General features: G+C 73.2%; 9 protein-coding genes. 5 read left to right on the plus strand and 4 right to left on the minus strand.

Features of this window, described 5'->3' with window-relative positions; translation table 11 throughout:
• Nucleotides 1-26: 26 nt before the first annotated feature.
• Nucleotides 27-980: an acetylhydrolase gene (locus tag ABZW30_RS19760; RefSeq protein ID WP_355672413.1), complete on the minus strand. Its 954-nt coding sequence runs from the start codon at nt 978-980 to the stop codon at nt 27-29.
• Complete coding sequence (locus tag ABZW30_RS19765; protein ID WP_355672414.1) at nt 980-1,240, minus strand: hypothetical protein; 261 nt, start codon at nt 1,238-1,240, stop codon at nt 980-982. Before ABZW30_RS19765 ends, ABZW30_RS19760 begins: the two co-directional genes overlap by 1 nt.
• A gap of 124 nt (nt 1,241-1,364) precedes the next feature.
• Here ABZW30_RS19765 and ABZW30_RS19770 point away from each other — a divergent pair, with 124 nt between their 5' ends.
• Nucleotides 1,365-1,622 (plus strand): AAA family ATPase, encoded by a 258-nt coding sequence (locus ABZW30_RS19770; RefSeq protein ID WP_355672415.1) that lies wholly within the window; start codon nt 1,365-1,367, stop codon nt 1,620-1,622.
• A gap of 131 nt (nt 1,623-1,753) precedes the next feature.
• Entirely contained in the window at nt 1,754-3,574 is a 1,821-nt protein-coding gene (locus ABZW30_RS19775) for a CocE/NonD family hydrolase (protein ID WP_355672416.1), read from the plus strand.
• 95 nt (nt 3,575-3,669) lie between these two features.
• On the opposite strand, the gene ABZW30_RS19780 is transcribed toward ABZW30_RS19775, so the two are convergent.
• Together ABZW30_RS19780 and ABZW30_RS19785 are read right to left on the minus strand one after the other, a co-directional pair.
• Nucleotides 3,670-4,008 carry a hypothetical protein gene (locus ABZW30_RS19780; RefSeq protein ID WP_355672417.1) on the minus strand — a complete coding sequence of 113 codons (339 nt, stop codon included), beginning with the start codon at nt 4,006-4,008 and terminating at the stop codon, nt 3,670-3,672.
• Between the two features lie 120 nt (nt 4,009-4,128).
• Nucleotides 4,129-7,329, minus strand: a complete 3,201-nt coding sequence (locus ABZW30_RS19785; RefSeq protein ID WP_355672418.1) for an EAL domain-containing protein — start codon at nt 7,327-7,329, stop codon at nt 4,129-4,131.
• 214 nt (nt 7,330-7,543) lie between these two features.
• Between ABZW30_RS19785 and ABZW30_RS19790 the strand changes: the two genes are divergently transcribed.
• The 3 genes from ABZW30_RS19790 to ABZW30_RS19800 all read left to right on the plus strand — a co-directional run bounded on the left by ABZW30_RS19790 (nt 7,544) and on the right by ABZW30_RS19800 (nt 13,261).
• Nucleotides 7,544-10,864: an amino acid adenylation domain-containing protein gene (locus ABZW30_RS19790; RefSeq protein ID WP_355672419.1), complete on the plus strand. Its 3,321-nt coding sequence runs from the start codon at nt 7,544-7,546 to the stop codon at nt 10,862-10,864.
• Between the two features lie 47 nt (nt 10,865-10,911).
• Nucleotides 10,912-11,616 (plus strand): leucyl/phenylalanyl-tRNA--protein transferase, encoded by a 705-nt coding sequence (locus ABZW30_RS19795; protein ID WP_355672420.1) that lies wholly within the window; start codon nt 10,912-10,914, stop codon nt 11,614-11,616.
• 67 nt (nt 11,617-11,683) lie between these two features.
• Nucleotides 11,684-13,261 carry a hypothetical protein gene (locus ABZW30_RS19800; protein ID WP_355672421.1) on the plus strand — a complete coding sequence of 526 codons (1,578 nt, stop codon included), beginning with the start codon at nt 11,684-11,686 and terminating at the stop codon, nt 13,259-13,261.
• Nucleotides 13,262-13,399 lie beyond the last annotated feature (138 nt).

The following is a 13,399-nucleotide window of genomic DNA, read 5'->3' on the forward strand; positions in this document are numbered from 1 at the left end:
TCCCGTAGGTCGCGCCCGCAACCGACCTACGGAATGAACGTCACCTCCGGGAAGCGCGGCGAAGGCCCGTCCAGCAGGTGCCCGCGCCGGTGGCGCAGGTGCAGGTCGAAGAAGGCGAGCGGGTAGGCCTGCTGGATGAGGATCCCGCGCCCGGGGTCGAGGGTGCCGACCTGCTGCTGGATCTGCTGCTCGCTCATCCCGAGCAGCTTTCCCGCCTGCGGGATCAGCGTCATGTCGTCCCCGTACGAGTTGTGGACGGCGCCCTCCGCCTGGACGGTGCGCCGCCAGCCGCGCAGGTGGGTCCAGAAGGTCTCGGCGTCGGAGCCCGGGGTGCGGGGCCAGACGGCGGTCATCATCAGGAACGGCCGGTCGAGGTCGGTGGTGATGGTCGGGATCATCGGCCCGTCGAGGCTCAGCCCGGCCCGGACGCGCGGGTCGACGACCGTCGTCTGGGCGGTGACGCTGCCGCCCTTCGACCAGCCGAACATGCCGATGCGCTGCGGGTCGAGGGCGCCGAGCAGGCCCTCGGGCAGCTCGCGGCGGTCGGCGTCGGGGTTGCGGCCGGCGGCGAGGTCCTCGACGCAGTCGAGCACGAAACGGAAGTCCGGGATGTAGGCGCGCACACCCGTGTCGACCTGCGGGTCCCTGGACGGGGTGACCGCCGGGCCGTCGGGGAACTGGGTGAAGGCGTCATGGGGGAGATCGACGGTGACCACGACGTAGCCGTGGCTGGCGAGCTCCTGGACGATGATCGTGTGGTCGCCGCGGTGGCTGTGCGCACCGTGCGCGTAGACGACGACGGGCAGCCGGTGGTCGCTGCGGTGGACGGGCGCGCCCACGTGCCCGGAGGTGAGCGGTGCGAGGGCGAGCGGGAGCGGGAAGCCGACATCGTCGAGGAAGAGCTGCATCGGGCCGTCGGCCAGCCAGGGGGCGAGCGGGAAGTCGTCCGCCTGCCGGGCCGGGTACCAGACGCTTGCCATCAGCTCGCGGTATCGGCTGGCCCCGGCGGCCGGTCCGGCCGGGAGGCGTCGCGCAGGTGCAGGGCGACGGTGCCGACGGGGTGCGGGCCGGTGGGCGCGGGCAGGGTGAGCCGGGCGGGAGCGGCCGTCGGTGAAGCAGGCGAGGAGGCCCAGGAGGTGGAGGCCAGGCCGAGCGGGGCGGCTGCGCCCAAGGCCAGGGCGGCGCCCAGCATGCGACGGCGCGTCAGTCCGTTCGAGCCGGCGAACGACGTGGTGTCCATGCGCGGAACGGTGTCACGCGGCGCGGGCGGGCGGCATCAACCCGCCGATTGATCTGCCGGCCGTGCGCGTTGGCCCACGGATTTACATCCCCAGGTTGATGCGGAGTCGGGCTAACCTCTGGCCATGACACAGGGATTGAGCACCGTGTTGCTGATGTGCGGCCTCCCGGGTGCGGGCAAGACCACCTATGCCAAGGAGTTGGAGCGGCGCGGCTACGTCCGGCTCTCCATCGACGAGGTCGTCTGGCAGCGGATCGGCCGGCCCGACGCCGGCCGGGTGCTGGAGTCGCCAACTGCTCAACCGCGGATCACCGAGCGGATCGCCGAGACTTCCGCCCGGGGCCGTCCGGACCGCTTCTCGGCAGCTGCTTGCTGTTGTTAAGAGCGCGGGACCAAGTTCACTCGTTCAGGTTGCCTCTGACGTGTCGTCAGTTCATTCCCCTTTGCTCTCGATCAGGATGCAGGGCGGCGCCCGTTCGGGGCGTCCCTGTCGATCTGGAAAAGGTGGTACGTGTGACCTCTGCCAGCGGAGAGCCGATTCCGTCGATCACCGACGCGACGCTCAACGACATCGCCACCAACGGCATCTGGTCCGGCGCCGGTCTCGACATCAACCCGGCGGCGCTCAACGTGGCCAGGGCGCTGCTCGCGGCCCTCCAGGCCCCCGGGGAGGGTGGTGAACTTCCCGCCGAGCTGGCTCGGCTGGTCGCCGGCGTGCGGGAGGTCTCCACGTTCAGCCTCCCGCGCATCATCTCGGACGGGACCCGGCTGTCGGCGTTCACCATCAAGCTGAACACCTCGGAGCCGCGCCCGCTCGTGGTCATGCCCGCCGGCTGGAACCCGTACGGCTGGCTGCCGTTCATGTACTCCTACCTCACGCTGGCGTCGCGCGGCTACCACGTGCTGGCCTACACCCCCCGCGGTATCGGGATCCCCGGGTGGGTATCCACGTCCGACGGCTACATCGAGGTCGCCGGCCCCCACGACTGGGCCGACGGTTCGACCGTGCTCGACTACGCGCAGGAGTACTTCGCCCCGAGCCGGATCGGCTTCCTCGGCGAGTCCTACGGCTCCGGGATCAGCCAGCTGGTCGCCGCGCACGACCCGGCCAACCGGGTGTCCGCCGTGGTCGCGCTGAGCACCTGGGGGAACCTGGCCACCAGCCTGTACGACAACGGCACCCGCCACATCATGGCCGTCAAGGCGCTGATCGGGTTCACCGGCGCCCCGGAGGGGAAGGAGGAGACGAAGTTCGCCCCGGAGACCTGGCAGATCCTCAAGGACTTCGAGAAGGGCGCGAACCTCGACGAGGTGGTGGCCTGGGGCACCGAGCGGTCCCCGGAGGCGTACGTGGACGTCACCAATGCGCGGGGCATCCCGACCTTCGTCTCGAACACCTGGCACGAGAGCCTGTTCCCGGCCGGTTCGGTGCTCGACACCTTCGACCGGCTCGCCGTGCCGAAGCACCTGAACATGTGGATCGGCGACCACGGCGCCCCCGAGGGCCCCGGCCTCGCCGGGCTGGTCGGCGGTCTGCCGTTCCCCGGGCTGAAGGTGCCGATGCAGGAGGCCTACGACTGGCTGGACCACTTCCTGCGCGGTGTCGACAACGAGGTGCCGAGCTGGCCGCAGGTGAACAACCAGGTCATGTTCACCTACCAGACCAAGCCGGTCCCCGGACTCGGCAACCGGATCACCGTCCCGGCCCACCGCGAGCCGAGCGCGGAGTTGAGCGACGTCACCACCAGCATCGAGACCTGGTACCTGAACGGCAACGGCGGCAACGGCGACGGCATGCTGCAGGACAAGCAGGCCGCCGGCTGGAGCCGCAGCTTCACCGCGGGGCACGAGACCGCAGCCACCGCGATGGACGACATCATCAAGACCGGGCAGAAGGAGTGGTTCGGCAACCCCAAGCCCTACGACCTGGCCGCGTTCGAGCGGCCGCGGCTGCTGGTCTGGGCCACCGAACAGCTGACCGGCACGGGTGGCGTGGCCCGCCGGATCCGCGGCACCGCGACCGTGCGGGTCACCGTCCGCAACACGGAGCGCGACGCCACCCTGGTCGCCTACCTCTTCGACGTCGCCCCGGACGGCACCGCGCGGATCATCACCCACGAGCCTTGCACCGTCACCGACTTGGACCCCAACGAGGACCGGACCGTCATCTGGCGCCTCCAGCCCGCCGCCTACGACCTGCCGGACGGCCACCGCCTGGCCCTGGTCGTCAACAGTCGCGACAAGCTGTACGCCTTCACCGGCAAGGTGGACAGCACCACCGCGATCAGCTCTCTGAGCGGAGACGAAGCCGCCCTGGAGCTGCCGCTCGGCTGATCAGCCCCCCGCCGGCATGCGCCGCCGGCCCGCCGCCCCCAGCGGCGGGCCGGCGGTGTGGCAGCGGTGCTCGCACGCCCGTCCGCCCCAGGCCCTCATTCCTCGGCGACGGTGCCCTGGCGCTCGTGACCGGTGGAGAAGTAGTGGTCCAGATAGGCGTCCCCGTTGAGCCGGCTCCCGCGCAGGAGCGAGAACACCTCGTCGCCGTCGCCCGGGCGGCCCTCCGTGGCCAGGTGGTAGCACTGCGCCAGCTCCAGGTAGCGGAGGCCGTTTTCGCTCGCGTAGGTGCGGGCCTCGTCCTCCGCCCTGGTGATGGCCTCGTCCAGTGAGCCGGCCTGCCACAGTGTCAGCCGCTCCTCGTAGAGCGCGCCCTCCGAGGCGTGCCACTGGAACACGCAGCGAACCGCGAACCAGGACTCTTCCGTTGCCGCCACGGTGACCTCCTCGAATGCCGCGTCGAGTCCGGCATCTTGCCTGGCCGTCCAGCGTTCGGGCAACCCTGGCCGATCGGGACGAGGAGCACCAGGGGTGCGCTGACCTGCCCGGACGGGGCCTCAGGCCGGTTCGTGCGTCGTGTTCCGCACCAGTGCCCGCGCCTGCGGCCCGTCCATCGGGTGCGCGAACAGGTACCCCTGCCCCAGCGGGCACCCCATGGCCGCGAGCAGGTCGCGCTGGTCGGGGTGTTCGATGCCCTCGGCGATGACCTGGACGTTGAGCGTGTCGGCGATCCGGGCGATGCCCTCGACCAGGGCGTACTGCTGGGCGGAGTGGCCGAGGCCGTCGATGAAGGACTTGTCGATCTTCAGGACGGAGATCGGGAACTCCCGCAGGTACGACAGCGACGAGTAGCCGGTGCCGAAGTCGTCGATGGCGAGGCCGACGCCGAGGCCGCCGAGGGTCGCCATGTCGTCGCGCAGGCGGTCGTCGCGGCGCATCAGGACGGACTCGGTGAGCTCCAGGACCAGGGTGTGCGGGTCGATCCCGGAGGTGTCCAGCGCGTGGTGGACGACCTCCATGAAGCCGGCGTCGCGGAACTGGCGGGCGGAGACGTTGACGTTGACCCGCAGCGGGGGCCGTCCGGCGGCGGCGCGGGCGGCGGAGCTGGTGGCGTGCCAGGCGGCGGCCTCCTGGGCGGCGCGTTCCAGGACCCAGGCGCCGAGCGGGACGATCTGGCCGCTCTCCTCGGCGAGGGCGATGAACTCGTCGGGCAGCACCATGCCGCGCCTGTCGTGCGGCCAGCGGACCAGGGCCTCGAAGCCGACCAGGTCGCCCGTGCTCAGGTCGACGATCGGCTGGTAGTACAGCTGGAAGGCCGATTCCGCGATGGCCAGGTCCAGGTTCTCGTTCAGCTCGTGCCGCTCGACCAGCCCGGCCTGCAGGGCGGGCCGGTAGTGGCACCACTGGCGGCGCCCGGCCGCCTTGGCCGAGTAGAGGGCGAGGTCGGCGTGGGTGAGCAGTTCGGCCGCGTCCACGCTGTCCTCGGTGGTCGCCACGCCGACGCTGGCGCTGACCCGGACCGCGCCCGCGCTGAGCTTGAACGGTTCGGCGAACACCGCCAGCACCCCGGCCGCGACGGTGTCCACGTCGGTGGGGCGGAGCGCGTCCTCGACCAGCACCGCGAACTCGTCGCCGCCGAGCCGGGCGGCGGTGTCCGAGCTGCGCAACGCGGTGGAGATCCGCAGCGAGACGGCGACCAGCAGTTCGTCGCCGACCGCGTGCCCCTGGGTGTCGTTGACCACCTTGAAGTCGTCCAGGTCGATGAAGAGCACCCCGGTGACGGCCCCGCTGCGCTCGCCGCGGGAGAGCGCGTGGCCGACCCGGTCCTGGAACAGCACCCGGTTGGCGAGGCCGGTCAGCGAGTCGTGGAAGGCCCGGTGGGTCAGCTCGCGCTCCATCTGGCGCTGCTCGGTCACGTCGCGCAGGGTGAGCACCAGGCCGCCGACGGTCGGGTCCTCGCGCAGGTCGGTGTAGCGGACCTCGACCTCGATCGGGGTCTGGTCCTCGCGCAGCAGTCGCCAGTGCTCGCGCGGCCGGTCGCCCCGGGGAGGGTCGGCCGGGCCGCGCATCCGGGCCAGCGCCTTGCCGACCGCCCGGCTGTCCTCGGGCGGGACGAGGTCGGTGAGCAGGGCGCCGTCCAGGCTCGGGTAGCCGAGCACCCGCTCGGCGGAGGAGGAGGCGTAACGCACGCCGTCGTCCTCATCGAGGATCAGGATGACGTCGCCGGCGTTCTGCACCAGGGTGCGGAAGTACAGCTCGCTGTTGCGCCGGGTGACCTCCTGGCTCAGCACCACCCGCTCGACGGCCAGCGCGGCCTGGGCGGCCAGGATCTCCAGGGAGCCCCAGAGGCTGGTCAGCTCCTGCTCGGTGCCGGTGACCACCAGTGCGCCGATCACCGGGTCGCCGGAGGGGCGCTCGGCCAGGGTCAGCGGGCAGACCAGGGCGGAGGGCATCCGGCCCAGGTGGTCGGGGAGGTTGACGGACCCGACGGGCAGCAGCCGGGTCTCGCGGTCGGCGGCGAGGGCGAGCACCTCGTCGTCGGCGTCCGTCGGCGCGGGGTGGTGGTGCGCCGGATCCTGCCCGGCGTGCCGCACGTGCAGCACGCCCGCCCCGGCCCTCGACCCGGCCCCCGAGTCGCTCCCTGAGCCGGCACCCGACTCGGCGCCGGACTCGGTGACGGCGAGCAGGGCGACGTGCCCGGGCTCGGAGGGCATCAGGGCGCAGGCGGCGGACCGGACGGCGTCCGCGACCTCCGGCACGGTGACGGCCGCCGTGAGCCGGGCACCCGCCTCGCGCAGCGCCCGTTCCCGGGCCACCGCCTGGCGGCGGGCGACCACGACGACGGCCAGTCGGGCCAGCACCAGCAGGTAGAGCAGGGTGGAGAAGGCGCCGATCACGCCCGCGTTGCTGGTGTTCCCGGCCAGTGACTCGATGATCAGGATGGCGGGGGCGATGAGCGAGGCGAGGGTGAGCAGGGCGAGCCGGGAGGCGGAGAGGTCCGGCTGCTGGGTGGGGACCGGTCTGGTCAGCTCGACCATCGAGGGGTGCAGCGCGGCCGCGCCCCAGGCGGTGTAGAAGGCGGCCCAGCCGAGCTCCACGCCGGTGCCGATCCGCCAGGTGCCGTGCAGCTGGATCAGCCCGTAGAGGATGTCCGAGGTGAGCAGGCCGAGGGCGCCGACGGTGAGCAGCTGCAGTGAGCGGGAGTTGCCGCCGCGCGGGGTCAACAGCCGCAGCAGCAGGGCGAGCACGACCACGTCGCCGAGCGGGTAGGCGATCGAGACGGCCTTCTGGAACCAGGTGAGGTCCGGGTTCCGGGCGTACGGGAGGACCAGGTAGATCCAGACCAGCAGGGCGAGGCCGAGGGTGATGATCAGCGCGTCCAGCAGTCCGGCGCGGTCCTGACGGGCCGTTCGCCAGCGGATGAAGCCGAGCAGGCCGATCGCGTACAGCAGGAACTCGGTGAGGTAGAAGCCGTCGGCGACGGACGGGAACGGGTTGTCGAGGTGCAGGATGTCGAGTTGAAGGGCCTGCACCGCCTCGCCCGTGGTGAAGCTCAGGTTGGCCAGCGCCAGGACGTACCAGAACAGCGGGTGCCGGGGGCGGTTGAGCCGGACGCCGACCACGACGGCGGCGACGCCACCCAGGCCCGTGCCCGTCCACCAGACGATCCGCAGCCCCGGGTCGGCGAAGTAGATGCCGGTGAACAGCACCATCCAGAACAGGTAACAGGCCATCAGGTGTTGTCGCCGGCGAGTCAACGAGTCTACCTCCTGCACGACGTCACCCCGCCGGTCGGGCGGGGGAGTTCGGGCGAGGGCGGGCTGTGCGCCAAGGGATCGGTGGTGAATCGGCCCACGGGCAACCGTCGTCCGGCGATTTTCCGCAACGGACGTTCTCGGGGTGCCGTGAGTGCGTATAGTCGGAAATGTCGCACCTCCCAGCATTCTGCCGCTTCAGCACGAGGTCAAGCCGGTGGACGACGCAGCCGACAGCGCACAGGGCGTACGAACGGATGTGGGCTCCGGACGTCACGCCGTGGTGCGGAACGACGACGGCCAGTATGCGATCTGGCCGGGGGACTTGACCCTGCCGGGCGGCTGGCGCCCGGTGTACGGGCCGGCCGGGCGGGTCGAGTGCCGGGCCTGGGTGGAACGGGAGTGGCGGGGGGCCGGGGCTCCGGCGGCCCGGGCCGGGTTCGCGCAGACGGTGCACGGGCTGTTCCGGGCGCGGGCGGCGCACGACCCGGAGGCGGTCGCGGTGGTGGGCGCGGGGATCGGCCATGAGACCACACTCAGTTACCGCGAGTTGGACGAGCGCAGCGACCGGCTGGCGGGGGCGCTGCGGGCGCGCGGGGTGGGGACGGGGCAGGTGGTGCCGGTCTGCCTGGGGCGGAGTCCGGAGCTGGTGGTGGCCTGGCTCGGGGTGCTCAAGGCGGGTGGGGCGTTCCTGCCGCTGGACCCGGCGCACCCGGAGCGGCGGCTCGCGGGGCTGGTGGCGGACAGTGGGGCCCGGGTGGCGGTCACGGACGGCCGCGCATTCGACGGCGTGGAGTCGCTGGGGCCGGATGCCGCCGGGGAGTCGGTCCCGGACGACGGCGCCACTCCGGACGATCTCGCCTACCTGATCTACACCTCCGGCACCACCGGTCGCCCCAAGGGCGTGCCGGTCACCCACCGTTCGCTGGTGTTCACCCTCGACCGGGTGGTCCACGCCTACGGTCTGGTGCCCGGCGAGCGGGTGCTGCAACTGGCTGCGCTGGGGGCGGACACCGCGCTGGAGCAGGTGTTCTCCGCGCTGCTCCCCGGGGCCGCGGTGGTCCTCGGCGGCGAGGGCGGGACCTGGGCGCCCACCGAGCTCGTCCGGCGGCTGCCCCGGCTCGGCCTGGCCGTCGCCGACTTCACGCCCGCGTACTGGCACCACCTGCTCGACCTGCTGCCGCCCGGCGGCCCCGGACCGGAGGGCCTGCGGCTGGTGGTGGTCGGCGGGGACGTGGTGCACGCCGACGACTGCCGCACCTGCCTGCACCGGCTGCCGGGGGTGCGGCTGCTCCACGCGTACGGCGTCACCGAGGCCGCCGTGACCTCCCTGCTCTGCGAGGTCACCCCGGACCTGCTGGACGCCCCGACCGCCCCGGTGCCGATCGGGCGGTCGATGCCCGGCGTCCGGGTGCACGTGCTGGACGAACGGCTGCGGCCGGTCCGGCCCGGCGAGAGGGGCGAGATCCACCTCGGCGGGCCCGGCCTCGCCCGCGGCTACTGGCAGCAGGTCGGGCTCACCGCCGAGTCCTTCCTGCCCGACCCGTACGCGCCGATGCCGGGCGAGCGGATGTACCGCACCGGCGACGCCGGGCGCTGGCGGGCGGACGGGCGGCTGGAGCTCCTCGGACGCTTCGACGACCAGGTGAAGGTGCGCGGGCACCGGGTCGACCCGGCCGAGATCGAAGCCGTCCTGGCCGCCCACCCGGACGTGCGGCAGGCCAGGGTCGCCGCCGACGGCAGCGCTCCGGACGGCAGCCGGATCCTCACCGCCTACTACACCCTCGGCGACCCGGCGCTGCGCCCCGAGCGGATCCGGGCGTTCCTCGCGGAGCGACTGCCCGAATACCTCGTTCCGGCGGAGTTCGTGCCGTTGGAGGCCATGCCGCTCACGACGGCCGGCAAGGTCGACCGGCGCCGGCTGCCGCACGCCCCGGTGTGGGCGGCCACCACCGGAGGGCCGAGCGGCGGAGGGCCGAGCGCCGGAGAACCGGGCAGCGCAGAGCCGGGCAGCGCAGAGCCGAGCAGCGTAGAGCCGAGTAGCGCAGAGCCGAGCGCCGGAGAACCGGGCAGCGCAGAGCCGAGTGCCGTGGAGGCTGCCGTCGGGCAGCTGTGGGCGGAGCTGCTCGGCGCCGAACTCGTCGGCCTCGACGACGACTTCTTCGCCCTCGGCGGCACCTCGCTGCTCGCCATGGAGATGCTCGCCCGAGCGCGTCTGATGTTCGGCCTCGACGTCACCCACGTCCGCACCCTCACCCGGGCACTGCTCCGCTCGCCCGTGCTGCGCGAGTTCACGGCTGCGCTGCAGACCGCCCGCGCGGGCGGCGCCGAAGTCGGAGAGGCCGCCGTCGACTGGCAGACCGAGGCCCGACTCACCCACGCCGTCCAGCAGTCCTGGAGCCCGGCGCCCTGCCGGGCCGAGCCCGCCGAGATCCTGCTCACCGGCGCCACCGGCTTCTGCGGAGCCCACCTGCTGCGCGCCCTGCTCGCCACCACCGGGGCGCGCATCCACTGCCTGGTCCGCGCCCCGGACGAGGAGCACGCGACGGAGCGGCTGCGCGCCACCCAGCAGCGCTTCCTGCGGCACGACCTCGTGGACGCCCGGGTGGTGCCGCTGGTCGGCGACCTCACCGCCCCCGGGCTAGGCCTGACCGGCCACCAGTTCGACCGGCTGGCCGGACGCCTGGACGCGGTGTACCACCTCGGCGGGTTGGTCAACTTCCTCTACCCGTACCGCCAGTTGCGCGCGTCCAACGTCGGCGGCACCCGGGAGATCGTCCGGCTCGCCGGACACAGCCGGGGCATACCCGTGCACTACCTCTCCACCCTCGCCGTGCTCGCCGGGTTCGGCTCCGCCGGCGTCCGGGAGGTCACCGAACGCACCCCGCTCGCCCACCCCGAACGGCTCGGCGTCGGTTACGTCGAGAGCAAGTGGGTCGCCGAGCGGCTGCTGCGCAACGCGGCGGCGGACGGGCTGCCGGTCACCGTCCTGCGCACCAACGACGTCACCGGCGACCTCGCGGCCGGGGTGATGAACACCGGTACCGAACTCTGCGCGCTGATCAAGTACTTCGCCGACAGCGGCACCTACCCGGACGCGCGACTCCCGTTGGACTTCGTCCCGGCAGACCGCCTCGGCCGCGCGATCGCCCACATCGCCGCCCACGCCCCCGCCGACGGCGAGGTCTACCACCTCACCTCGCCCGAACCGGCCGGGCTCGACGACCTCGCGGACCGGCTCCGGGCGCGCGGCCACCGGATCGCCGAACTGCCCTACAGGGACTGGGTGCGGTGCTTGGTCCGGTTCGCCGCCGCGCATCCGACCCACCCGATCACACCGTTCGTGCCGCTGTTCGTGGACCGTGCGCCGGGGACGGAACTGTCCATCAGCGAGCTGTACTTCCAGCCGGTGTTCCCGCGGTTCGACCGGGCGAACGCGGAGGCGGCGCTGGAGGCGAGCGGGATCGAACTGCCGGACGTGGACGCCCGGTTGCTGGACCACTACCTGGGGCGGCTGGAGGCGCAGGGGTTCCTCTGAGTGCCTTCGACCGGCTGGGTGCCCAACTCGGGCTCGGAGAAAGGCCGGTGGCCTTCGGTGGCACGCTCGGACCGGCTGAGCTGCTCGCGGCATACCGGCGCGGCCTGTTCCCGCTGCCGGCGGCCGACGTGTACGCCGGCGCGTACAACGAGGCGCTGTACGGGGAGGCGGTCGAGTCGGGCGAGTTGCCGGTGCTGCCCGGCGGGGAGGACCCCTATGCGCTGGCGTGGTGGTCGCCGGACCCGCGGCCGGTGCTGCGCCCCGACGCCGTGCGGCTGCCGCGCCGGCTCGCCCGGCGGCTGCGCGGCGCGGCGCGGTGGTCGACGACCGCCGACCGGGCCTTCGGCGCGGTGCTCGACGCCTGCACCGAAGGGCGTCAACCTGCCTGGCTCACAGTGGAGTTGGCCGAAGCGCTGACGGAACTGAACGCGCAGGGCGCGGCGCACAGCGTGGAGGTGTGGGAGGGGGAGGAGTTGGTCGGCGGGGTGTTCGGGGTGGCCGTCGGGTCGGTGCTGAGCCTGGACTCGATGTTCCACCGCCGCCCGGACGCCGCCCGGGTCGCGGTCGCCGACCTCGGGGCCCGGTTCGCCGCGGCGGGCGGGCGGCTGCTGGACGCCCAGTGGGACGGGCCGTACGTCCGCAGCCTCGGTGCGGAGCCGATGGCGCGCTCCCGCTACCTCGCCGAGCTGGCCGGGTCCGCGTCGACCGGCCCGCTGGCGGGCGATCGGCTGCCCGTGGCGCGGCTCGTCTGACCTGCGGTTCCGGGCCGCCTTGGCCTGTCTTCGACAAACATATTCCTCGTCAGTAACATAGCGCCGCGTGTTCAAACCCTCGATAGGCAGGGCCGCGCCCGCCGCCCTGCTCACCCTCATCCTCGCCGGAACGGCCGCGTGCGGGCCGACCGGCCCCGGCGCCACCACCCCGCAGGCCGCCGTCGAGCCGGCCGCCGCCACCAGTACCGATGCCGGCACCGGCGCGACCGCCGCCGGGGGCAGCCCGGCCGCGGCCGGCGGCACTGCCCGCGCCCGCGCAGGAGCCCCGGCCTCGGCCCGCCCGTCCACGGGCACCGCGCAGGTCACCACCGCGCCGGCCGACGACAAGCAGGCCGCGATCGGCAGCCCGGGCAAGGACGGTGGCGCCGTCACGGCCGCCACCAAGGCCCTCCAGCTCACCGCGTACGACCCGGGGAAGGGCACGGCCGTCCTGACGGCCTCGGGCCCGACCGCCTCGCCCTCGGCCTCGTCCACGGCCACCCCCTCGGCGTCCGCCACCGCGTCCGCGACCGCGTCCGCGACTGCGTCCGCCACTGCGGCCCCCAGCGCGTCCGCCACCGCCGCGGCCGCCGCCGTCCAGCCCGGCCAGCTGATCGCCAGCCCGCCCACCGCCGCCGCGCCGCAGGGCGCGCTGGTCGCCGTCACCGGCGTCAACCAGGGCGCGGGCAACACCCTCAACCTGACCACCCGCCCGGCCACCCTCTCCGAGCTGCTCGGCGGCACCGAGGCGGACGGCCAGGTCCCGATCGACGTCCACGGCATCAAGGTCACGCCGCTGGTCAAGGACCTCAAGGCGACCGTCGGCGCCGACCTCAACGGGGTGAAGGCGGACGCCTCCGGCACCCTGGAGGTCAACGTCAAGGCCCCCGTGCCGCTGCCCGAGGGCGCGAGCCTGGACGCCTCCGGCTCCCTCCAGCTGCACCCGGCCGTCCACTTCGCGTACCACGGCGCACAGGCCGGCAGCCCGCGCACCGCGTCCATCGGCTTCGACCTGGGCGCCCACGCGCAGTGGAAGGTCACCGGCGACGTCGCCCGCAACACCGGCGCCGCGCCGATCCGGGTGCCCTTCGCCAAGCTGCAGGCCAGCCCGGTGCTGACCGTCGCGGGCCTGCCCGTGGTGGTCAACCTCGGCCTCACCTGCTACCTGGAGGTCAGCGCCGACGGCCAGGTCCACCTGGAGACCGAGCAGGACGCCGCCGGCACCTGGACCGTCCGCGCCGACTACACCGGCGGCAAGGGCTGGACCTCGTCCACCAACGCCGACACCAAGGTCTCCCCGGTCCACGTCCGCCTCAACGGCAAGGCCGCCGTCCGCGCCGCGCTCGGCGCCGAGGTCAGCGTCGGCCTGTACGACACCGTCGGCGTCGAGGCCACCGTCGCCCCCTACCTGAGCGCCAAGGCCGAGGGCTCCCTCGCCGTGGACCTCCCCGGCAACGGTCCGCAGGTCCAGGGCAGTTGGGCCCTGGTCGGCGGCATCGACCTGAACGGCGCACTGACCGCCCACCTGAAGATCTTCGGCACCCCGATCATCGAGGGCAAGCTCCCGCTGCCGCCGTTCCACAAGGAGTGGCCGCTGCTGACCGGCTCGGCGTCCCTGCCGGCCCCGCGTCCGAGCAGCACCTGATCAATCACAGCTGAGAGGAGTGGGGGGGGGGGGGGGGGGGCGGCAGCCAGCGATACGAATTTATAATCGGCCGCACAACAAACAAAACGGCCCAGGTGGGGGGCGCGGGGACCAACGCCCCCCGCCCCGGAACGCGGC

This window comes from Kitasatospora sp. NPDC004669 (assembly GCF_040609455.1).
GTDB lineage: Bacteria > Actinomycetota > Actinomycetes > Streptomycetales > Streptomycetaceae > Kitasatospora.